Source organism: Verrucosispora sioxanthis (assembly GCF_010560025.1).
GTDB lineage: Bacteria > Actinomycetota > Actinomycetes > Mycobacteriales > Micromonosporaceae > Micromonospora > Micromonospora palythoicola.
This window is the reverse complement of sequence record NZ_SAIY01000005.1, coordinates 505,346-527,309: the sequence shown is the minus strand read 5'-3', so window position 1 is coordinate 527,309 and position 21,964 is coordinate 505,346. Positions and strand designations below refer to the sequence as shown.

The following is a 21,964-nucleotide window of genomic DNA, read 5'->3' as shown; positions in this document are numbered from 1 at the left end:
GCGCGTCGGTCGGCACGGTAACGGTCATCCGGGGATGATTCGGACTGTCGGGGGCGGCGACTAGTCTCGGAGTGTGGCTGATCCGTCGACCTACCGTCCCGCGCCGGGCACGATTCCCGAGGCACCGGGGGTCTACCGCTTCTACGACGGCACCGGCCGGGTCATCTACGTGGGCAAGGCGAAGAATCTGCGCAGCCGGCTCAACTCCTACTTCGCCGACCTGTGGGGCCTGCACCAGCGCACCCAGCAGATGGTCACCACCGCCGAGGCGGTGGACTGGGTCACCGTCGGCACCGAGGTCGAGGCGCTCCAGCTCGAATACCTCTGGATCAAGCAGTACGACCCGAGGTTCAACGTCCGGTACCGCGACGACAAGTCCTACCCCTACCTGGCGGTGACCCTCGACGAGGAATACCCACGGCTCCAGGTGATGCGCGGGGCCAAACGCAAGGGGGTTCGCTACTTCGGGCCGTACTCGCACGCCTGGGCCATCCGCGAGACGCTCGACCTGCTGCTGCGCGTCTTCCCGGCCCGCACCTGCTCCGCCGGGGTGTTCAAGCGGGCCGGTCAGGTCGGCCGTCCCTGCCTGCTGGGCTACATCGGCAAGTGCTCGGCCCCCTGCGTCGGCAGCGTCTCCGCCGAGCGGCACCGCGAGATCGTCGACGACTTCTGCGACTTCATGGCCGGGCGCACCGACACCATGGTCCGCAAGCTGGAACGCGAGATGACCGAGGCCAGCGAGCAGTTGGAGTTCGAGCGGGCGGCCCGGCTGCGCGACGACGTCGCCGCGCTGCGCCGGGCGATGGAGAAGCAGACCGTGGTGCTCGGCGACGGCACCGACGCCGACGTGGTGGCCTTCGCCGACGACCCGCTCGAAGCCGCGGTCCAGGTCTTCCACGTCCGCGGCGGCCGGGTGCGCGGCCAGCGCGGTTGGGTGGTCGAGAAGACCGAGGAGCTGACCACCGGCGACCTGGTGCACCACTTCTGCACTCAGGTCTACGGCGGCGAGCACGGCGAGGCCGACGTGCCACGGGAGCTGCTGGTGCCCGAGCTGCCCGCCGACGCCGACGCCCTCGCCGACTGGCTCTCCACCCACCGCGGCGGCCGGGTGACCCTGCGGGTGCCGCAGCGCGGTGACAAGCGGGCCCTGATGGAGACGGTCGAGCGCAACGCGAAGGACGCCCTGGCCCGGCACAAGCTCAAGCGGGCCGGTGACCTCACCACCCGGAGCAAGGCCCTCGACGAGATCACCGAGGCGCTCGGGCTGCGGACCGCGCCGCTGCGCATCGAGTGCTTCGACATCTCGCAGATCCAGGGCACCGACGTGGTGGCGAGCATGGTCGTCTTTGAGGACGGGCTGCCCCGCAAGAGCGAATACCGCCGCTTCATCATCCGGGGCGCCACCGACGACCTCTCGGCGATGTCCGAGGTGCTGCGCCGCCGCTTCGCCCGCTACCTCGACGCCCGCGCCGAGACGGGCGAGGCCGGTGTCGAAGCCGATGCCCTGCCCGCTGAGCTGGACGCGACCGACGGCGGCGACGAACCGCGGATCGGTGCCCTTGTCGACCCGACCACCGGCCGGCCGCGCCGGTTCGCGTACCCGCCGCAGTTGGTGGTGGTCGACGGCGGAGCGCCGCAGGTCGCCGCCGCCGCGCAGGCCCTCGCCGAGTTGGGCGTCGACGACGTGGCGCTGTGCGGGCTGGCCAAGCGGCTGGAGGAGGTCTGGCTGCCCGACGACGACTTCCCGGTCATCCTGCCGCGCGCCTCCGAGGGGCTCTACCTGCTGCAACGGGTACGCGACGAGGCGCACCGCTTCGCCATCACCTTCCACCGGCAGCGCCGCTCCAAGCGGATGACCACCTCGGCGTTGGACAACGTCCCCGGGCTGGGCGAGGTACGCCGCAAGGCGCTGCTGCGTCACTTCGGCTCGCTGAAACGCCTCTCGGCCGCCACCGTGGAGGAGATCACCGAGGTGCCCGGTGTCGGCCGGCGCACCGCCGAGGCGATCCTGGCCGCGCTCGGTGCCGGCGGCGAGCAGAAGCAGTCCACCACCTGACCGCCGTCGCAGCGGTGCTGCACCCCCGGCGGTCGGACGGCCGGGCACCGCGGTGGCCGGGGTGCCGGTGTGGGGTGTCGCCCCTGTCGAGCTGAGAGCACGAACGGATCGCCCACGGCGATAGCGTGGACGGGTCAGCTCGACAGCGTCCCCACCTCAACCTGACCGGCCGGCGGTCTGTCACCTCAGTCGACGGCGGCGAGCACCCCGAGGAGCTGCTCGCCGTAGCGGGCCAGCTTGTTCTCGCCGACGCCGCTGATCCGGGACAGCTCGGCCAGCGACGACGGCGCGTCGGCGGCGATCTGGCGCAGCGTCGCGTCGTGGAAGATGACGTACGCGGGTACGCCCTGCTCCTTGGCGGTGGCCGCCCGCCAGGCCCGCAGCCGCTCGAACGTGCCGGCCGCCTCCGCCGGCAACTCGGCGACCACGGTGGCCGCGCCCCGAGCTTGGCCGCCTTCGCCGGGCGTGCCGCCTCCCGGCGCAGCATCACGGTGCGCCGCCGGCCGAGCACCTCGGCACTGGCGTCGGTGAGCGCCAGCGTGCCGTAGTCGCCCTCGACGGCGAGCAGCCCCTCGGCGAGCAGCTGCCGGACCACGCCACGCCACTCCGCCTCGCTCAGCTCACCACCGATGCCGAACACGGTGAGCGAGTCGTGCCGATGCTGGGTGATCTTGTCGGTGGCGCGGCCGAGCAGGATGTCGACGCAGTGCCCGGCGCCGAACCGCTGGTTGCGCTCCCGGTCCAGCCGGAAGACGGTGGAGAGCAGCTTCTGCGCGGCCACCGTGCCGTCCCAGGACTCGGGCGGCTCCAGGCAGGTGTCGCAGTTGCCGCAGCCGCCGGTGGCCGGCTCGCCGAAGTACTCAAGCAACTGTGCCCGGCGGCAGCGGACCGTCTCGCAGAGCGCCAGCATCGCGTCGAGGTGGGCGGCGAGGTTGCGCCGGTGCGCCAGGTCGCCCTCGGAGGTGTCGATCATCTTCCGCTGCTGCACCACGTCCTGGAGCCCGTACGCCAGCCAGGCGGTCGACGGCAACCCGTCACGGCCGGCGCGGCCGGTCTCCTGGTAGTAGCCCTCGACCGACTTGGGCAGGTCGAGGTGGGCGACGAACCGCACGTCGGGCTTGTCGATACCCATCCCGAAGGCGATCGTCGCCACCATCACCACGGCGTCGGCGCGCAGGAAGCGCTGCTGGTTGGCGGCGCGGGTGGCCGCGTCCAGACCGGCGTGGTACGGCAGCGCGTCGATGCCGTTGGCGACCAGGAACTCGGCGGTCTTATCCACCGAGGCGCGGGACAGGCAGTAGACGATGCCCGCCTCGCCGGGATGTTCGTCGCGCAGCAGGGCGAGCAGCTGCTTGCGCGGCTCCCGCTTCGGCACGATCCGGTACTGGATGTTCGGCCGGTCGAAGCTGGCCACGAAGTGCCGTGCCTCGGTGAGACTGAGCCGGGTGGCGATCTCGGAGCGGGTGGCGCTGGTCGCGGTGGCGGTCAGCGCGATGCGGGGTACGCCCGGCCAGCGTTCGTGCAGCATCGACAGGTTCAGGTAGTCCGGCCGGAAGTCGTGGCCCCACTGCGACACGCAGTGCGCCTCGTCGATGGCGAACAGGCCGATCCGCCCCCGGTCCAGCAGGTTCAACGTGCCCCGGCTGGCCAGCGCCTCCGGCGCGAGGTAGAGCAGGTCGATCTCGCCGGCCACGAACTCCGCCTCGACCAGCCGGCGGGTGTCCGGGTCGAGGGTCGAGTTGAGGAAACCGGCCCGTACCCCGACCGCGGTCAACGCGTCGACCTGGTCCTGCATCAGCGCGATCAGTGGCGAGATCACCACGGCGACGCCGTCGCGGACCAGCGCGGGGATCTGATAGCACAACGACTTGCCGCCGCCGGTCGGCATCAGCACCAGCGCGTCCCCGCCGGCCACCACGTGGTCGATGACCTCCCGCTGGAAACCCCGGAACGAGTCGTACCCGAAGACCCGCCGCAACACGTCCAGCGCCGCGGTCACCTTCTCCCCGGTCGGGGCGTCGGAGCTGGCCAGGTCGGTGACGCTCACGTCGGCGGGAGAGACCATCCGGGAATTCTACGAGCGGCTGACTTTCCGTTCGATCTGTGGCAGTGCCGGTGCTGTCGGCCCGGCGTGTCGACTACCTACGCTGCCACAGTTCGAAGCGGGGCCGGTTATCGGGCGGGTGGGACGGGGACACGCTTGGCCCAGCGGACGTCGCCGTCGGGATCGACGTAGCAGAACGCCACCGCCAGGCGCGACGGGTCGGTCAGCGGCAGGGCGCCGGGCACCAGCCGGAAGACGGCGATCAGGCTGCCGTCGGCGACGGCGCGGGTGCCCACCGCGCCGACGTTGGGCCCGGTGGTGAACGTGCCCTCGGGCTCCTCGCGGGTGGCGGTGTCGGCGAGCCAGGGGTAGCGGTCGGCCAGCACGTCGTACGCTCCGGCCCAGTTGGAACCGGTGCCGCCGGCGGCGTCCCAGCCCGCGTAGGGTTGCACCACCCGGGCGGGTTCCACCCGAGAGTCGAGCAGGATGACCTGGTAGTGGCCCTTGCGGGGCGGCCCGGACCAGCGCAGCCGCAACACCACCGACTGCCGGTCGGGGTCGCCGATGACGTTGTCCACCGGCTCGGGCCAGCCGAACGCGACGACCGCGCCCGCCACCCCGTCCGGCTTTGGCAGCACGGCCTCGACGGTCACCGCCACCCGGTCGCCGCCGCGTGCCCACTCGCGTTCCCGGTCGACGTAGCGGTCCACCGTGGCCAGCACGGCGACCGTGACCGACACCAGGGCAACCACCCAGCGCAGCCGCGCCCCGTGCCTGCCCATGGCCGGAGGATAGCCGCGTCGCGCGTCGCGCGCCGTCAGTCAGCCGACACGACGGGTGCGCGCTTCCGATGGCCCTGCGACGCGGCGGCGGTGCGTCCCGCGGAGCCCGACCCCGGCGAGCTAGAGTCGCTGCTTGACCATGCCCGGCCGGATCGGCCGGGGCGGCGCGGTTGGAGGGGCAGACGGGTGGGCGAGGCGCACACGACCGGTCACCGTGCGGGCGTACCCGGTGAGCAGACCGGGGCGACCGCCGAAGCGGACACCACACTGGTCGTGGTCACCGGGCTGTCCGGTGGGGGCCGCAGCACCGTGGCCCGGGCACTGGAGAACGTGGGCTTCTACGTCGTCGACAACCTGCCGCAGGCGCTGCTGCTGGACATGGCCGAGCTGGCCGTCAAGGCGGGTGGAGCGGCCCGGCGTACCGCGATGGTGCTGGACGTGCGCTCCCGAGCCTTCTCCACCGATCTGGCCGAGGCGATCCGAGAGCTGAGGGAGCGTGGCTACGCCCCCCGGGTGGTCTTCGTCGACGCGGACGACGAGGTGCTGATCCGCCGGTTCGAGAGCGTGCGCCGCTCGCATCCGTTGCAGGGCGACGGCCGGCTCGCCGACGGCATCGCCGTCGAGCGGGGCCTGCTGGAGGAGGCCCGCGACCAGGCCGACGTGATCATCGACACCAGTCACCTCAACGTGAACCAGTTGCGCCGCCGGGTCGAGGAGCTGTTCGGTGGGGAGGACGCCCGCCGGCTGCGGCTGACGGTGATCTCCTTCGGCTTCAAGTACGGCCTGCCGCCGGACGCCGACTTCGTGATGGACGCCCGGTTCCTGCCCAACCCCTACTGGGTGCCCGAACTGCGCGAGCACACCGGGCGCGAGGAGGCGGTCAGCGCGTACGTGTTGGGACAGGAGGGCGCGGACGCCTTCGTCGACGCGTACGCGGACCTGGTGAACGCCACCACGGCCGGCTTCGAGCGTGAGGGCAAGCGGTACCTGACCGTGGCGGTCGGGTGCACCGGCGGCAAGCACCGCAGCGTGGCGATCGCCGAGGAGCTGGCCGCCCGACTGCGTCGCGCCGGGCTGGCCGCCAACGCCCAACACCGCGACCTGGGGCGGGAATGACGATCCGGGTGGTGGCCTTCGGCGGCGGGCACGGCCTGTCCGCCTCGCTGCGGGCACTGCGCCGGTGCGCACCGGAGCTGGATCTGGACATCACGGCGGTGGTGACCGTCGGCGACGACGGCGGCTCCAGCGGCCGGCTGCGGGCCGAACGCGGTGGGTTGCCCCCGGTGACCTGCGCCAGGCGCTCGTCGCGCTGTCCGGCGACCATCCCGCGACCCGGCGCAGCGCGGGGCTGTTCCAGCACCGCTTCGCCGAGCTGGCGGCGGATGGCCGGACCGACGGACTGGCCGGGCACGCGGTTGGCAACCTGGTGCTCTGCGGGCTGATGGAGCTGCTCGGCGACCCGGTGGCGGCGCTGGAGCACGCCGGGGCGATGCTCGGCTCGGTCGGCCGGGTGCTGCCGATGTCCCGCCAGCCGGTCGACATCGAGGCCCGGGTACGCGGGGCCGACCCCGCACGACCCGACGAGGTGTGCACCGTACGCGGACAGCACCAGGTCGCGGTCACCACCGGGCGGGTCGAGTCGCTGCGGCTAACCCCGCAGGCGCCGGCGGCGTGCGCGGAGGCGGTCGCCGCGATCGGTGCCGCCGACTGGCTGATCTTCGGGCCGGGCAGCTGGTACACGAGCGTGCTGCCGCACCTGCTGGTGCCGCAGCTGGCCGCCGCAATCCTGGCCAGCCCGGCTCGGCGACTGGTCACCCTCAACCTCGCCGCCGAGAAGGAGACGCTCGGTCTCTCGGTCGCCGACCACCTGGCGGCGCTGCGCTGGTACCTGCCGGAGCTGACGGTCGACTTCGTGCTCGCCGACGCCAAGGCGGTCGGTGACCCCGAACCGGTCCACGGTGCGGCAGAATCCCTGGGAGCCCGGCTGGTCCTCGCTCCCGTCGCGGTCGACGACGGCACTCCCCGTCATGATCCGGCTGCTCTGGGCGCCGCCCTGGTGCCTGTACTGGGCGCCGATCGTTAGACACGTACGTAATCTCCGGCGACACGCCGGAACCGGTCCGTGAGGGGACGCACAATGGCGATGACCGCGGCGGTCAAGGACGAGCTGAGTCGGGTCGACGTGCCCAAGCCCTGCTGCCGGCGGGCGGAGATGGCGGCGCTGCTGCGGTTCGCCGGTGGGCTGCACATCGTGTCCGGGCGGGTGGTGGTGGAGGCCGAGCTCGACACCGGCGCGGTGGCCCGGCGGTTGCGGCGCGAGATCGCCGAGGTCTACGGCTATCCGAGCGAGATCCACGTGCTCGCCTCCGGTGGGCTGCGCAAGGGCAGCCACTTCATCGTCCGGGTGGTCAAGGACGGCGAGGCCCTGGCCCGGCAGACCGGGCTGCTCGACGTGCGCGGTCGGCCGGTGCGCGGGTTGCCGCCGCACGTGGTCGCGGCCAGCGTCTGCTGCGCGGTGTCCGCCTGGCGGGGCGCGTTCATGGCGCACGGCTCGTTGACCGAACCGGGTCGCTCCAGCGCACTGGAGATCACCTGCCCGGGACCGGAGTCGGCGCTGGCGCTTGTCGGCGCGGCCCGGCGGCTGGGCATCACCGCCAAGAACCGGGAGGTGCGCGGCGTCGACCGGGTGGTGGTCAAGGACGGCGACGCGATCGCCGCGCTGCTCACCCGCATCGGTGCCCACTCCAGCGTGCTGGCGTGGGAGGAGCGCCGGGTCCGGCGCGAGGTGCGGGCGACGGCCAACCGGTTGGCGAACTTCGACGACGCCAACCTGCGCCGTTCGGCCCGGGCGGCGGTCGCCGCCGCGGCCCGGGTGACCCGGGCGTTGGAGATCCTCGCCGACGACGCGCCGGAGCATCTGACCTCGGCCGGCCGGCTGCGGCTGGAGCACCGGCAGGCGTCCCTGGAGGAGCTGGGGGCGCTCGCCGACCCGCCGCTGACCAAGGACGCCATCGCCGGACGGATCCGCCGGTTGCTGGCCCTGGCCGACAAGCGGGCCCGCGACCTCGGCATCCCGGATACCGAAGCGGCCGTCACGCCCGACATGCTCGTGGTCTGATAGGACGGTGGGGCGACCACCCGGCGCAGCGTGGCTCGGCGCGCTCGGATATGGTCGCTGCGTACGGCAAGGGGGCCGGCACCGGTGCTCCCCGCCGTATCCACCGCCTCGACGGCGGTCAGGTCCCTCGGACCGCGGCGAGGTGGCCGGGATGAACCGTCAACGGCCGGCTCCAACGGTCGGCGCACACCACTTCGCCGGCCGAGGGTCTCCACGCCGGCGGACCAGAACGCGAGGAGATGGGACCTGTGACCATCCGGGTTGGCATCAACGGCTTCGGCCGGATCGGCCGTAACTTCTTCCGGGCAGTGCTGGCGTCCGGCGCTGACGTCGAGGTCGTGGCCGTCAACGACCTGACCGACAACGCGACGCTCGCCCACCTGCTCAAGTACGACAGCATCCTGGGCCGCCTCCCGCAGGAGGTCAAGGCCACCGCCGACGAGATCACCGTCGGCGGCAAGTCCATCAAGGCGTACGCCGAGAAGGACCCGGCGGCGCTGCCGTGGGGCGACGTCGGCGCGGACGTGGTCATCGAGTCGACCGGCTTCTTCACCGACGCCACCAAGGCCAAGGCGCACATCGACGGCGGGGCCAAGAAGGTCATCATCTCCGCTCCGGCGAAGAACGAGGACGTCACGGTCGTGATGGGCGTCAACGACGGCCAGTACGACCCGGCGAAGCACAACATCATCTCGAACGCCTCCTGCACCACCAACTGCCTGGCGCCGATGGCGAAGGTCCTGCACGACACGTTCGGCATCCAGCAGGGTCTGATGACCACCATCCACGCGTACACCCAGGACCAGAACCTCCAGGACGCGCCGCACAAGGATCTGCGCCGGGCCCGGGCCGCCGCGCTGAACATCGTGCCGACCTCGACCGGCGCCGCGAAGGCCATCGGCCTGGTGCTGCCGGACCTCAAGGGCAAGCTCGACGGGTACGCGCTGCGGGTGCCGATCCCGACCGGCTCCGCCACCGACCTCACCGTCACCGTCGGTCGGGAGACCTCGGTGGACGAGGTCAACGCCGCGCTGAAGGCCGCCGCCGAGGGCCCGCTGCGGGGCATCCTGACCTACAACGAGGACCCGATCGTCTCCGCCGACATCGTCACCGACCCGGCGTCGTGCATCTTCGACGCGCCGCTGACCAAGGTCATCGGCAACCAGGTGAAGGTCGTCGGCTGGTACGACAACGAGTGGGGCTACTCCAACCGCCTGGTCGACCTGGTGAAGCTGGTTGGTTCGTCGCTGTGAGCATCCGTAACCTCGACGACCTGCTCGCCGAGGGGGTCTCGGGTCGGCGCGTGCTGGTGCGCGCCGACCTGAACGTCCCGCTCGACAAGCAGACCGGCCAGATCGCCGACGACGGCCGGATCCGGGCGGTGCTGCCGACCCTCGGCGCGTTGACCGAGGCCGGCGCCAAGGTCGTCGTCTGCTCCCACCTGGGCCGGCCGAAGGGTGCGCCGGACCCGCAGTTCAGCCTCGCCCCGGTCGCCGGGCGGCTCGGTGAGCTGCTCGGCACGGCGGTGCACTTCGCCACCGACACGGTCGGCGAGTCGGCCCGGGCGACGGTGGCGGCGCTCGCCGACGGTGAGGTGGCACTGCTGGAGAACCTCCGCTTCAACAAGGGCGAGACCAGCAAGGACGACGCCGAGCGGGGCGCCTTCGCCGACCAGCTCGCCGCCCTCGGCGACGTGTACGTCGACGACGCGTTCGGCGCGGTGCACCGCAAGCACGCCAGCGTCCACGACGTGCCGGCGCGGCTGCCGCACTTCGCCGGCCGGCTGGTGCTGCGCGAGGTGGAGGTGCTCTCGCAGCTCACCGGCGACCCCGAGCGGCCGTACGTGGTGGTGCTCGGCGGGTCGAAGGTCTCCGACAAGCTCGCGGTGATCGAGGCGCTGCTGCCGAAGGTCGACCGGCTGCTCATCGGCGGTGGCATGTGCTTCACCTTCCTCAAGGCCCAGGGCCACGAGGTCGGCTCCTCCCTGCTGGAGGCGGAGATGGTGGAGACCTGCCGCAACCTGCTGGAGCGCTCCGAGGGCAAGATCATGCTCCCGGTCGACGTGGTGGCCGCCGACGCGTTCGCCCCGGACGCCGCGCACGACACCGTGCCGGCCGACGGCATCCCCAGCAAGCGGGTGGGGCTGGACGTGGGCCCGAAGACGGTGGCGGGCTTCGCCGCCGCGCTGAAGGGCGCCCGGACGATCTTCTGGAACGGCCCGATGGGCGTGTTCGAGATGCCCGCCTTCGCGCACGGCACCCGCGGGGTGGCCGAGGCGATCGCCGGCGCGGACGCGTTCAGCGTGGTCGGTGGTGGTGACTCGGCCGCCGCGGTGCGGGCCCTGGGGCTGGACGAGAAGTCCTTCGGGCACATCTCCACCGGCGGTGGCGCGTCCCTGGAGTACCTGGAGGGCAAGACCCTCCCCGGCATCGCGGCCCTGGAGAACTGATGGCGAGCGCCCCCCGCCGGCCGCTGATGGCCGGCAACTGGAAGATGAACCTCAATCACCTCGAGGCGAACCTGCTGGTGCAGAAGCTGGCGGCCAGCCTCACCGAGAAGCAGTTGACCGAGGTGGAGACGGTGGTGCTGCCACCCTTCACCGACCTGCGCACGGTGCAGACCGTGGTGGAGGGCGACAAGCTGCTCATCGGCTACGGCGCGCAGGACCTGTCACCGCACGCCTCCGGCGCGTACACCGGGGAGATCTCCGGCGCGATGCTGGCCAAGCTCGGCTGCACGTACGTGGCCGTCGGCCACTCCGAGCGGCGGCAGTACCACCGCGAGGACGACGCGTTGGTGGGCGCCAAGGTGCAGGCGGCGCTGACCCACGGGCTCACCCCGATCCTCTGCGTGGGGGAGGGGCTGGACGTCCGGGAGCAGGGCACCCACGTGGCGCACTGCACCGACCAGCTCGACGCCGCCCTCAAGGGGCTCAGCCCGGAGCAGGTCCTCCGGGTGGTGGTCGCGTACGAGCCGGTCTGGGCGATCGGCACCGGCAAGACGGCCACCCCGGAGGACGCCCAGGAGGTGTGCGGCGCGCTGCGGGCCCGGCTGGCCGAGACCGTGGACCAGGCCACCGCCGACGGGGTGCGGATCCTCTACGGCGGCTCGGTCAAGTCGTCGAACGTCGCCTCGATCATGGCGCAGCCGGACGTGGACGGCGCCCTGGTGGGCGGCGCCAGCCTGGACGCCGAGGAGTTCGCGAAGATCTGCCGGTTCCCGGAGCACATCACCGGCTGATCGCTCGCTATCCTTGACTCCGCCCGTCCGCCGGTCGGTGCCGCCGTGCCCGAACTGCCCGGGCGAGGATCGTAACGAGAGGACTGACCCCCGCCATGCCGATCTGGTTCGCCTACACGTTGATCGTGTTGCTGGTCATCACGAGCGTCCTGCTCACCCTGCTGATCCTGCTGCACCGCGGTAAGGGCGGTGGGATGTCCAGCATGTTCGGCGGTGGCGTCAGCTCCAGCCTGGCCGGCTCGTCGGTGGCCGAGAAGAACCTGGACCGCTACACCGTGCTGGTGGGCATCGTCTGGTTCGCCTGCATCATCGGGCTCGGTCTCTGGCTCCGGCTCGAGGTGGGCACGGGCGTCTGATTCGACCCCCGAGGCGTACAATCTGCGCGCGGTCCGTCACCCGACGGTCCGCGCGCAGTCCGTTTCACCCGCTGCACCGCGTCGCCCGCCGTCCACCCCCCGACGGCGGTCCCCTCCGACGACAGGAGTCAGCGCCGTGCCGAACGGCCACGTCATCCGGGGCGCCCGCGTCGGGTCCGCGCCCCCACGCCCGCCCGAACGCCACCAGCCGGTCCCGTGCCGGTCGGTCAGCTACTGGTGCCGCAACGGGCACCGCACCGACATCCGGATCGTCGCCGACGTGGCGGCCCCGACGGTCTGGGACTGCCCCCGCTGCGGGCTACCCGCTGGTCAGGACGCCCAGGATCCGCCGGGCCGGGCCCGGGCCGAGCCGTACAAGACCCATCTGGCGTACGTGAAGGAACGGCGTACCGACGCCGAGGGCGAAGCGATCCTCGCCGAGGCGCTCGCCGCGCTGCGTCAGCGCCGCGGCCGGTCGCAAGCTTCGCCGCCGCCGGTCGCGTCAGCGCAGGCTGCGGAAGCGGGCCGGCAGGTGCGGCCGCCACCGGCCCGGTCGACGCGAAGGTACGCCCGACGCCCTGCACCGGCCGCCGGCACTGCACCGGTCCGGCACCGGCCAGCGCCATGCCGACCGCGTGGGGCCTTGTCGCCGCCCCGGCCACCAGCCACCCTCCTCGGCGGTGTTGATCGCCGGGAGGGTGAGGGGTGATGCGTACCAGTGGGGGCTTCGGACTGCCCGCACCGCGCTCACCGGTCGGCTCTCGTAGTGCACCGGGTGTTCCGGGAAGACCGAGGCGACGTGCCCGTCCTCGCCGACGCCGAGCATCAGCACGTCGAAGTGGGGCAGACGGCGGGTGCCGGAGCCGGCCGCCAGGCGAGTTCGGCGGCGTACCGGGCGGCGGCCTCCTCCAGGTCGGCGCCATCGTCCGAGCCGGCATGGCGTGGATCCGGCCGGATCCACCGGCAGCGCGCCAGCAGCGCCGCCCGGGCCTGGGTCTCGTTGCGCTCGGGTCACCGGCGGGCAGGAACCGTTCGTCGCCCCACCAGAAGTCGACCCGGGACCAGTCGACCGCGTCCCAGCGGGCAGTGCCCCACCGCCCGGTAGACCGCCGCCGCGATCCGACCGCCGGTGAGCACCACCGACGCCTGGCGCGGGCCGCCTGGGCGTCGAGCAGCCGCACCACCAGTCGGGCCGCGACCGCCTGCGCCAGCAGGTCGGCGTCGGCGTGGACGGCGACACTCGCCTCACTCATGGTGTCCTTTCGCGACCGCGGGGCGGTCGGTGTCGTGCGTGCCGGAGGGGATGGGGGTCAGGAGCCGGTGTTCGTGGTGGCGTGCGCGGTGGCGCCGGCCTCGGCCCGTCGGGCGGTGGCCGGGTCCTTCCAGACGTGCACCCGCTGGCTGGGCCGCCGCTCCAGGTTGGCCAGCCCGGCGAAGGCACCCAACGCCTCCGCGTACACCTGGTCGGGGCCGAGCCGGCGCAGTTCCTCGGCCAACTCGTCGCCGAGCGGCCGACGCACCAGCGGCAGGATCCGGTCCTCCTGGCCGGTGCGCCGGAACGTGGCCACGCTGTCCTCCCGGGTCAGCGTCAACTCGTCGCCGTTGCCGCAGCGCAGCTGGACCTCCCGCATCCGAGGAAACTCGCGGGCCCGGTCCCAGCGTGGCTTGATGCCGAGCCGGCTGCGCAGCCAGCCCCGCATCAGCGCGGCGGTCGGGTCGGTCGGCGGCGCGACCACCACGGCCTCGGTGAGCTGCGCGTCCGTGGTGTCGAAGGCGCCGGCCACCAGGGTGCGCCACGGGGTGATCCTGGTCCAGGCGAGGTCGGTGTCGCCGGAGACGTAGTCGCGGGCCCGCTGCCGCAGCGCCGCGATCGGGTCGGCGGCCTGCGCGGAGTCGGTGATCCGCCGGTCGGCGACCACGCCGAGGAAGTCGGTGGCGATCTCCTCCGGCGGCTCACCGTGCCACCAGGTCACCACCGGTACGTCCGGCACCAGCAACGGCATGACCACTGACTCGGCGTGCAGCGCCAGCCGCCCGTACATCCGCATCACCACGGCCTCGCAGGGGCCAAGCCGCCCGCCGACCACGATCTCGGCGTCGAGCCGGTTGCGGTCCCGGTCCACGTCGGAGCGGACCACCACCAGCAGCCGGCACGGGTGCGCGGCCGCGGCGATGGTGGCCGCCGCCTCCGCCTCGCGGACCCGCTTCTCGTCCACCACCACGATCAGGGTCAGCGCCATGCCGCTGGCCCGCCGCCCGCGCTGCGTCGTTCCGCGGCGAGCGCCTTGACCACCTCGTTGCCGGTGGTGTCCCACAGTCCGATCACCCGCAGCCTCCTGCTTCGCTCGCTCCGCGCGCCGCGCCGCCGCCTCGCTCCGCTCACCGGCGGCGCGCGGCGCGGCGCTGAGCCCGATGGTCCGCCCGGTCACGCCCGCCGCCAGGCCCGGCCCTCGCGGGCCAGCATCTCGTCGGCGGCCCGGGGGCCCCACTCCCCGGACCGGTAGGGCTCGGGCTTGGTGCCCTCCCAGGCGTGCTCCAGCGGGTCCACCACGGCCCAGCTCTGCTCGACCTCGGCGGCGTCCGGGAACAGCGTCCGGTCGCCGATCAGGACGTCCAGCACCAGCCGCTCGTACGCCTCCGGGCTGGACTCGGTGAACGCCTCGCCGTACTGGAAGTCCATCGCGATGTCGCGGACCTCCATGGTGGTGCCGGGCACCTTGGAACCGAACTTGAGCACCACGCCCTCGTCCGGCTGCACCCGGATCACCAGTTGGTTGTTGCCGAGCATCTCCATGTCGGCCGGATTGAACGGCAGGTGCGGCGCCTGCTTGAACATCACCGCGACCTCGGTGACCCGCCGTGGCAGCCGCTTGCCGGCCCGGATGTAGAACGGCACCTCCGCCCATCGGCGGTTCTGGATGCCCAGCCGCACCGCCACGTAGGTCTCGGTGGTCGACGTCGACGGGACGCCGTCCTCCTCCAGGTAGCCCTTGGACCGCTGCCCGCCGACCCAGCCGGGCAGGTACTGACCGCGCACGGTGCCCTGGGTGACGTCCTTCGGCAGCGTGATGGCCTTGAGCACCTTGAGCTTCTCGGCCCGGATCTCGTCGGCGTCGAAGCTGGTCGGCTCCTCCATCGCCACCAGGGCGAGCAGTTGCAGCAGGTGGTTCTGCAACACGTCGCGGGCGGTGCCGACCGAGTCGTAGAAGCCGGCCCGGCTGCCGATCCCGACGTCCTCGGCCATGGTGATCTGCACCGAGTCGACGTACTGCGAGTTCCACAGCGGCTCGAAGAGGCTGTTGGCGAAGCGCAGGGCGAGGATGTTCTGGACCGTCTCCTTGCCCAGGTAGTGGTCGATGCGGAAGACGTCCTGCCGGGTGAAGACGTCGTCGACCAGGTCGTTGAGCGCCTTGGCCGAGGGCAGGTCGTTGCCGAACGGCTTCTCCACCACCACCCGGCGCCAGCCGCCGCACTTCTCGTTGTCGGCCATGCCGGTGCGGGCCAGTTGCTTGAGCACCACCGGGAACGCCGCCGGTGGGATGGAGAAGTAGAAGGCCGCGTTGCCGTGGATGCCGTGGCTGTCGCGCAGCCCTTCCAGGCAGTGTGCGAGGTTGTCGAAGGCGGTGTCGTCGTCGAACGACCCGCCGACGAACTTGATGTTGTGTTCGAGTCGTGACCACACCTCCTCCCGCCACGGTGTGCGGGAGTGGGCCTTGGCCGCCTCACGGGCCAGCGAGGCGAAGTCGCCGTCGGCCCAGTCCCGGCGGGCGAACCCGACGACCACGAAGCCGGGCGGCAGCAGCCCCCGGTTGGCCAGGTCGTAGACCGCGGGTAGCAGTTTCTTCTGGGCCAGGTCACCGGTCACCCCGAAGATCACCAGAGCGCACGGCTCCGGGATCCGGGGTAGTCGCCGGTCCTGCGGGTCGCGCAGCGGGTTCACGCCGCCTCCTCGCTCCGCTCGTCCACGTCGTCCATCGTCATGCCCGTAGCGACCCCACCGCGCCGACCGGCCGGACCGGTTCCGCCGACCGCTCGGCCGGCTACTGGTGCGGCAGCGGACGTCGCCGACCGGCCAGGGACGCCGGTCACCGGCGACTCCTCACCTGAGTACGGGTTTCCGGGCACCGGTAGATCAACGCCGACCGTACCGGTTGTCTGAAGAAAGCTACCCACCTGCGAACCGTTGCCGTAGCACCACCGACCCACGCCGCCACCCGGTCCAGGTGGCGGCGTGGGTACTGCCGGACGACGGCATCGTCACGCATTTCCGCCGGCGCGCACGGCGGCGTCGGCGTTGCCCCGGGCGGCGTCGCCCGGACTGCCGCTGCCCTGACCGGCGGCGGTCAGCGACTTGCGGACGCCGTCGAGCAGTTCCTGCCAGCTCGCCTCGAACTTTTCCACGCCCTCGCGCTCCAACGTGGCGATCACGTCGGCCAGGTCCACGCCCACCGACTCCAGCGCGGCGAAGACCTCCCGGGCGTCGTCGTACGCGCCGGTGACGGTGTCCGGGTGGGTCTCACCGTGCTCGGCGTAGGCGTGGATGACCGGCTCCGGCATGGTGTTGACCGTGCCGGGCGCGATCAGCTCCTCGACGTAGATGACGTCCCGGTAGTCCGGGTTCTTGGTCGAGGTGGAGGCCCACAACGGACGCTGCGGGTGCGCTCCGGCATCGGCCAGGGCCCGCCACCGGTCGGTGGCGAAGACCTCGCTGTAGCGTTCGAACGCCAACCGGGCGTTGGCCACCGCCGCCTTGCCGCGCAGCGCCTTGGCCTCGGCGGAGCCGATCTTCTCCAGCCGGGCGTCGACCTCGGTGTCGACCCGGGAGACGAAGAACGAGGCCACCGAGCCGATGGTGCTCAGGTCGTGGCCGTTCGCCTTGGCCTGCTCCAGCCCGGCCAGGAACGCCTCCATCACCTGGGAGTAGCGGTCCAGGCCGAAGATGAGCGTGACGTTGACGCTGATCCCCTCGGCCAACGCCGCGGTGATCGCCGGCAGACCGGCCTCGGTCGCCGGGATCTTGATGAACAGGTTCGGTCGGTCGACCAACCACCACAGCGCCTTGGCCTCGGCGACCGTGCGGTGCGAGTCGTGGGCGAGTCGCGGATCCACCTCGATGGAGACGCGACCGTCGACACCGGCGCTGGCGTCGTACGACGGGCGCATCACGTCACAGGCCCACCGCACGTCGTACGTGGTGAGCATGCGGACGGCCTCTTCCACGTCGACACCCCGGGCGGCCAGGTCGCGGAGCTGCCAGTCGTACTCGTCGGCGTCGCTCAACGCCTTCGCGAAGATCGTCGGGTTGGTGGTGACCCCGACCACGTGCTGGTCCCGGCGCAGCTGGTCCAGCCCGCCGGAGTTCAGACGTACCCGGGAAAGATCGTCGAGCCAGACCGCCACTCCCGCGGCGGTCAGCTCGCCCAGCCTGTCGGTCGTCATGTGCGCCAACGCCTCCCTCAGTTGCCGGTCGTGAAACCGGTGATGTCGCCGATCCGGGTCTGCGCCGCGTGTGCGGCGGCGACGATCCGGTCCGGCGTGAAGCCGAACTGCTCGAAGAGCACCGAGTGCGGAGCACTCGCGCCGTAGTGCTCGATGCTGACGCTCTCGCCGCAGTCGCCGACGATGCCGCGCCAGGACATCGCGATGCCCGCCTCCACGCTCACCCGGGCCTTTACCCCGCGCGGCAGCACCGACTCCCGGTACGCCTCGTCCTGCTCGAAGAACCACTCCTGGCAGGGCATCGAGACGACCCGGGTGGGGGTGCCGTCGGCCTCCAGCCGCTCCCGGGCGGTGAGGCAGAGCTGCACCTCGGAGCCGGTACCGATGATGATCACCTCGGGCTTGCCGTTGGACGCCTCGGCCAGCACGTAGCCGCCCTTGGCGACCCCCTCCGCGCCGGCCAGCTGCGAGCGGTCCAGCGTCGGCAGTGCCTGCCGGCTCAGCGCCAACGCGGTCGGCCGGTCGGTGTGCTCCAGCGCCTGCCGCCACGCCCAGGCGGTCTCGTTGGCGTCGGCCGGGCGGACCACGTCCAGGCCGGGGATGGCCCGCAGCGCGGTCAGGTGCTCCACCGGCTGGTGGGTCGGGCCGTCCTCGCCGAGACCGATGGAGTCGTGCGTCCAGACGTAGACCACCGGCAGCTTCATCAACGCGGCCAACCGGACCGACGGCCGCATGTAGTCGCTGAACACCAGGAAGGTGCCGCCGTACGGGCGGGTGCCGCCGTGCAGGGCGATGCCGTTCAGGATCGCGCCCATGGCGTGTTCCCGGATGCCGAAGTGCAGCGTCCGGCCGTACTCGTGGCCGGGGAACTCCTTGGTGGCGTACTGGCTGGGGACGAAGGAGGGCTCGCCCTTCATCGTGGTGTTGTTGCTCTCGGCCAGGTCGGCGGAGCCGCCCCACAGTTCGGGCAGCACCGGCGCGAGCGCGGCCAGCACCTTGCCGGAGGCGGCCCGGGTGGCGACACCCTTGGCGTCGGCGGGGAACTCCGGCAGGGCGTCGGTCCAGCCCTCGGGCAGCGTCCGGCCGGCCAGCCGGTCGTAGAGAGCGCGGCGTTCCGGGTTGGCCTGCGACCACTCGTCGAAGGTGGTCGTCCACTCCTGCTGGGCGGCCTCGCCGCGCCGCAGCGCCGAGCGGGTGTGGCCGAGCACCTCCTCGGTGACCTCGAACGAGCCGGCCGGGTCGAAGCCGAGGATCTCCTTGGTGGCGGCCACCTCGTCCGCGCCGAGCGCCGAGCCGTGGATCTTGCCGGTGTTCTGCTTGTTCGGTGCCGGCCAGCCGATGATGGTGCGCAGCGCGATGAACGACGGGCGGTCGGTCTCCGCCTTGGCGGCCAGCAGCGCCTGGTACAACTCCTCGACGTTCTCGTGGTAGTCACCCTTGTCGGCGTCGCCGCGCCGCCAGTCGACGGTCTGCACGTGCCAGCCGTACGCGGTGTAGCGGGCCGCGACGTCCTCGCTCAGCGCGATCCGGGTGTCGTCCTCGATCGAGATCTCGTTGTCGTCGTAGATCACGCAGAGGTTGCCCAGCTGCTGGTGCCCGGCCAGGGCGCTGGCCTCGTGGCTGATGCCCTCCTCGATGTCGCCGTCGGAGGCGATGCACCAGATGTGGTGGTCGAAGGCGGACTCGCCGGCCTCGGCCTCCGGGTCGAACAGGCCGCGTTCCCGCCGCGCCGCCATGGCCATTCCGACGGCGTTGCCCAGGCCCTGCCCGAGCGGGCCGGTGGTGGTCTCCACGCCGGGGGTGTGCCCGTGCTCGGGGTGCCCCGGGGTCAGCGAACCCCACTGCCGCAGCGACTTGAGGTCGTCCAGGCTCAGCGGGTAGCCGGCGAGGAAGAGCTGGATGTAGAGCGTCAGGCTGGAGTGCCCGGCGGAGAGCACGAAGCGGTCCCGACCGGGCCAGTTCGGATCGGCCGGGTTGTGTCGCATCACCCGGTTGAACAGCAGGTACGCCGCAGGGGCGAGGCTCATCGCGGTGCCCGGGTGGCCGTTGCCGGATTTCTCCACGGCGTCCATGGCCAGGACGCGGACGGTGTCCACGGCACGGCGGTCGAGATCGGACCAGTCAAGTGCGGGGTGCGCGGGTCGGTTGGCAGCCACGGTGGTTTGTGCTCCTCGGCGAGATGGGCGGAACCCTCAGTGGTGACCCTATCGAGCGCGGCTAAACGTGCGCCCGAGGATCTCAGCATGCTGGTCTGTACGTTTCGGGCGTGTCTCGCGGTTCACCCTCGTCGCCGGCTCGGTCGCCAGCCTCGGGTGTGACGACTGGCACCGTTGCCGGGTCGCCCGGGCAGCCAAAACGACGACGCGTAGTGTGTGGGTCGGTGTGTGGACCCGAGGTGGTCCCGCCGCCGTGACCTCCCCTCCCGACGCCGGAAGGTGGCAATCCGTGAGCATGATCACCGAGCGCCCCGTCAGTAACCCTGCCGGGCAGCCGCCGGTGCGTACGGCCGGGGAGACCCCAGCCCGCCCCCGCGACCTGCGGGCGGTGGTGGCGGCGTACGTGACGCTGACCAAGCCGCGGATCGTGGAGCTGCTGCTGGTCACCACGGTGCCGGCGATGATGCTCGCGCACGGGGGGCTGCCGTCGCTGTGGCTGGTCGCGGTGGTGCTGGTCGGCGGCTCGCTCGCGGCGGGCGCGGCCAGCGTGCTCAACTGCTACATCGACCGCGACATCGACCAGTTGATGCGACGGACGAAGCGGCGGCCGCTGCCGGCGCACACGGTGACGCCCCGCAACGCGCTGATCTTCGGCCTGGTGCTGGCGGTGGTCTCGGTCGCGTTGATGGCGGCCTTCACCAATCTGCTCGCCGCCGGGCTCACGCTGGCCGCGATCGTCTACTACGACGTCGTCTACACCCTGTGGCTCAAGCGCACGACGACGGCGAACACCTTCTGGGGCGGTGCCTGCGGTGCCGCGCCCGTGCTGATCGGCTGGGCGGCGGTTACCGGCTCGCTGTCGCCGGTGGCGTGGGCGCTGTTCGGGGTGGTCTTCTTCTGGCAGATGCCGCACTTCTATCCGCTGGCGATGAAATACAAGGACGACTACGCGCGGGCCGGCATCCCGATGCTCCCGGTGGTCGCCTCGGTGCGGCGGGTGAACGCCGAGATCGTGCTGTTCGCCTGGCTGACCGTGCTGACCTCGCTGGCCGTGTGGGCGTTGGGGCTGAGCGCGGTCTACGGCGTCCCGACGCTGGTGGTCGGCGCGATCTTCCTGGTCGAGGCGCACCGGCTCGCCGGGCGGGCCCGTCGGGGCGAGCCGGTCAAGCCGATGCGGCTGTTCCACTGGTCGACGTCGTACCTGACGATCGTCTTCGCCGCCGCGGCGCTCGACGCGCTGCTCTGACGGCCGCCCGCGGCGGGTTTCCCCCTCGTCGGCTCCGTCCGTTTGCGGACGTTCTGTCGCTCCGATTCACCCGATTTGTTGCTGATAAATACGGGCGAAACGCCTTTGGTCTTCCTTAAACCTGCGGGTAATGGGTATCACAAAAGGTTGATGGTTCTCGCCCGTCCGGGTGCATCTCTGCTTAGTCTTCACGTTATGGCAGATGGTTCCGATACGACGTTGACGGCCGGTCAGACCGCCTCCGGGCAGGCCCCCAACGGCCTGATCGCGGGCATCCGGTCGTTCGCCGCCGAGCATGGCGGGGCGAAGGCGGTCATCGAGTACGTCGGCAAGCGCGGTGCCCGCATCGTCCTGGTGGGCTCCGACGGCGCGTGGGGCGACCAGTTCGCCGAGGACACGGTGACCGCCCGCGAGGCCTGTGCGCAGGCCGGGGTCGCCGTGGAGAACGCCTGGGAACGGGAACTGATGGACCAGATGCGCCCGAGCAACGACCTCTGGCGCTCGATGGCCCGACGCACCATGGCCCGTTGAGAATAAATTGACCGATCACCACCAGTCGACCCGGGGGAAACCCCGGGTCGCTCTCGTCACCTGCACCGAACTCGCCGACCTCGACGACGACGACCGTCTCGTGGTGGCTCCGCTGGCCGCGCGGGGAATCGCCGCCGAGCCGGTGGTCTGGGACGACCCGACCGTCGACTGGGCCCGCTACGACCTGGCGGTGCTCCGCTCGCCCTGGGACTACATGTCCCGCCGGGACGAGTTCGTCTCCTGGGCGACGGACGTACCCCGACTGGTCAATCCGGCGGACGTGGTGCGGTGGAACACCGACAAGCGCTACCTCGACGAGTTGTCAGCAGCCGGGGTGCCCACCGTCCCCACCGGTTGGGTACTGCCCGACCAGCCGTGGCAGCCACCTGCTGATCACGGTGAGTACGTCGTCAAACCGGCTGTGAGCGCCGGCAGCCTGGACACCGGCCGCTACGACCTGGCCGAGCCCGGCCACCGGGATCTCGCGGTGGCCCACGTACGTCGGCTCGGCGCGGCCGGTCGGGTGGCCATGGTCCAGCCGTACCTGACCGCGGTGGACACCGTCGGCGAGACCGCGCTGCTCTTCCTGACCGGCCCGACCGGTCTGACCTTCAGTCACGCCATCCGCAAGGGTCCGATGCTGACCGGGCCGGACGAGGGTGTCGACGCGCTGTACAAGGTCGAGGAGATCACCGCCCGCACCGCACAGCCGGCCCAGCTCGCCGTCGCGGCGCAGACCCTCGCGGCGGTGCCCGGCGGGTCCGACCGCCTGCTCTACGCCCGGGTCGACCTGATCCCCGGCCCCGACGGCACCCCCGTGCTCGTGGAACTGGAACTGACCGAGCCCTCACTGTTCCTCGGCCACTCCGACGGCGCTCCCGACCGCCTAGCCCACGCCATCACCCTCCACCTACCCCCGTACCGGCTGGATTGATCATGTAGTTGTTGTCACCCGCCCCGGCGTGGCGTCACAACAACTTCATGATCAACCTGAGA

Annotated in this window: 15 protein-coding genes and 5 pseudogenes; 12 read left to right on the top strand and 8 right to left on the bottom strand. The window is 71.8% G+C overall.

All coding sequences use genetic code 11. The features are described from left to right. The first annotated feature begins 73 nt into the window (after positions 1-73). Positions 74-2,056, top strand: coding sequence for an excinuclease ABC subunit UvrC (gene uvrC / locus ENC19_RS18085; RefSeq protein ID WP_164448293.1), 1,983 nt, complete (start codon positions 74-76; stop codon positions 2,054-2,056). A gap of 185 nt (positions 2,057-2,241) precedes the next feature. Here uvrC and recQ read toward each other — a convergent pair. Both recQ and ENC19_RS18075 read right to left on the bottom strand, forming a co-directional pair. Then, positions 2,242-4,121, bottom strand: a pseudogene (gene recQ / locus ENC19_RS18080) (DNA helicase RecQ). 107 nt (positions 4,122-4,228) lie between these two features. Beyond that, a complete protein-coding gene (locus tag ENC19_RS18075) occupies positions 4,229-4,882 on the bottom strand; it encodes a hypothetical protein (RefSeq protein ID WP_164448292.1) in 654 nt (217 codons plus the stop codon). 267 nt (positions 4,883-5,149) lie between these two features. Here ENC19_RS18075 and rapZ point away from each other — a divergent pair, with 267 nt between their 5' ends. From rapZ to ENC19_RS32015, 8 genes and pseudogenes are all read left to right on the top strand, one after another. Next, the gene (rapZ, locus tag ENC19_RS18070; protein WP_164448394.1) at positions 5,150-5,998 is read left to right on the top strand and encodes an RNase adapter RapZ; all 849 of its coding nucleotides are present in this window, start codon (positions 5,150-5,152) and stop codon (positions 5,996-5,998) included. Next, positions 5,995-6,965, top strand: a pseudogene (locus ENC19_RS18065) (gluconeogenesis factor YvcK family protein). Before rapZ ends, ENC19_RS18065 begins: the two are co-directional and overlap by 4 nt. Before the next feature lie 54 nt (positions 6,966-7,019). Then, positions 7,020-8,000 carry a DNA-binding protein WhiA gene (gene whiA / locus ENC19_RS18060; RefSeq protein WP_093401454.1) on the top strand — a complete coding sequence of 327 codons (981 nt, stop codon included), beginning with the start codon at positions 7,020-7,022 and terminating at the stop codon, positions 7,998-8,000. Between the two features lie 248 nt (positions 8,001-8,248). Further along, positions 8,249-9,253 carry a type I glyceraldehyde-3-phosphate dehydrogenase gene (gene gap / locus ENC19_RS18055; protein WP_093401453.1) on the top strand — a complete coding sequence of 335 codons (1,005 nt, stop codon included), beginning with the start codon at positions 8,249-8,251 and terminating at the stop codon, positions 9,251-9,253. Then, entirely contained in the window at positions 9,250-10,449 is a 1,200-nt protein-coding gene (locus ENC19_RS18050) for a phosphoglycerate kinase (RefSeq protein WP_164448291.1), read from the top strand. The genes gap and ENC19_RS18050 overlap by 4 nt, the downstream gene beginning before the upstream one ends. Then, the gene (gene tpiA / locus ENC19_RS18045; protein WP_164448290.1) at positions 10,449-11,240 is read left to right on the top strand and encodes a triose-phosphate isomerase; all 792 of its coding nucleotides are present in this window, start codon (positions 10,449-10,451) and stop codon (positions 11,238-11,240) included. Before ENC19_RS18050 ends, tpiA begins: the two co-directional genes overlap by 1 nt. A gap of 95 nt (positions 11,241-11,335) precedes the next feature. Next, positions 11,336-11,596: a preprotein translocase subunit SecG gene (gene secG, locus ENC19_RS18040; RefSeq protein ID WP_093401450.1), complete on the top strand. Its 261-nt coding sequence runs from the start codon at positions 11,336-11,338 to the stop codon at positions 11,594-11,596. 136 nt (positions 11,597-11,732) lie between these two features. Continuing rightward, on the top strand, positions 11,733-12,305 hold the full coding sequence (locus ENC19_RS32015; RefSeq protein ID WP_456243350.1) for an RNA polymerase-binding protein RbpA: 573 nt from the start codon (positions 11,733-11,735) through the stop codon (positions 12,303-12,305). 21 nt (positions 12,306-12,326) lie between these two features. Here ENC19_RS32015 and ENC19_RS32010 read toward each other — a convergent pair. The 6 genes and pseudogenes from ENC19_RS32010 to tkt form a co-directional block, all read right to left on the bottom strand. Further along, a pseudogene (locus ENC19_RS32010) lies at positions 12,327-12,422 on the bottom strand (6-phosphogluconolactonase); the annotation flags it as partial. 232 nt (positions 12,423-12,654) lie between these two features. Next, positions 12,655-12,849, bottom strand: a pseudogene (locus ENC19_RS31865) (6-phosphogluconolactonase); the annotation flags it as partial. Positions 12,850-12,906: 57 nt separating this feature from the next. Continuing rightward, positions 12,907-13,922 (bottom strand): annotated as a pseudogene (locus ENC19_RS18025) (glucose-6-phosphate dehydrogenase assembly protein OpcA). A gap of 99 nt (positions 13,923-14,021) precedes the next feature. Then, positions 14,022-15,536, bottom strand: coding sequence for a glucose-6-phosphate dehydrogenase (zwf, locus tag ENC19_RS18020; protein ID WP_164448289.1), 1,515 nt, complete (start codon positions 15,534-15,536; stop codon positions 14,022-14,024). A gap of 317 nt (positions 15,537-15,853) precedes the next feature. Beyond that, complete coding sequence (tal, locus tag ENC19_RS18015; RefSeq protein ID WP_164448288.1) at positions 15,854-17,035, bottom strand: transaldolase; 1,182 nt, start codon at positions 17,033-17,035, stop codon at positions 15,854-15,856. A 17-nt stretch (positions 17,036-17,052) separates the two neighbouring features. Next, positions 17,053-19,191 (bottom strand): transketolase, encoded by a 2,139-nt coding sequence (gene tkt, locus ENC19_RS18010; RefSeq protein ID WP_164448287.1) that lies wholly within the window; start codon positions 19,189-19,191, stop codon positions 17,053-17,055. A 289-nt stretch (positions 19,192-19,480) separates the two neighbouring features. Here tkt and ENC19_RS18005 point away from each other — a divergent pair, with 289 nt between their 5' ends. From ENC19_RS18005 to ENC19_RS17995, 3 genes are all read left to right on the top strand, one after another. Beyond that, positions 19,481-20,437 (top strand): heme o synthase, encoded by a 957-nt coding sequence (locus ENC19_RS18005; RefSeq protein ID WP_164448286.1) that lies wholly within the window; start codon positions 19,481-19,483, stop codon positions 20,435-20,437. Positions 20,438-20,632: 195 nt separating this feature from the next. Further along, on the top strand, positions 20,633-20,968 hold the full coding sequence (locus ENC19_RS18000; protein WP_164448285.1) for a hypothetical protein: 336 nt from the start codon (positions 20,633-20,635) through the stop codon (positions 20,966-20,968). Between the two features lie 7 nt (positions 20,969-20,975). Further along, the gene (locus ENC19_RS17995) at positions 20,976-21,902 is read left to right on the top strand and encodes an ATP-grasp domain-containing protein (RefSeq protein ID WP_164448284.1); all 927 of its coding nucleotides are present in this window, start codon (positions 20,976-20,978) and stop codon (positions 21,900-21,902) included. The last annotated feature ends 62 nt before the right edge of the window (positions 21,903-21,964 follow it).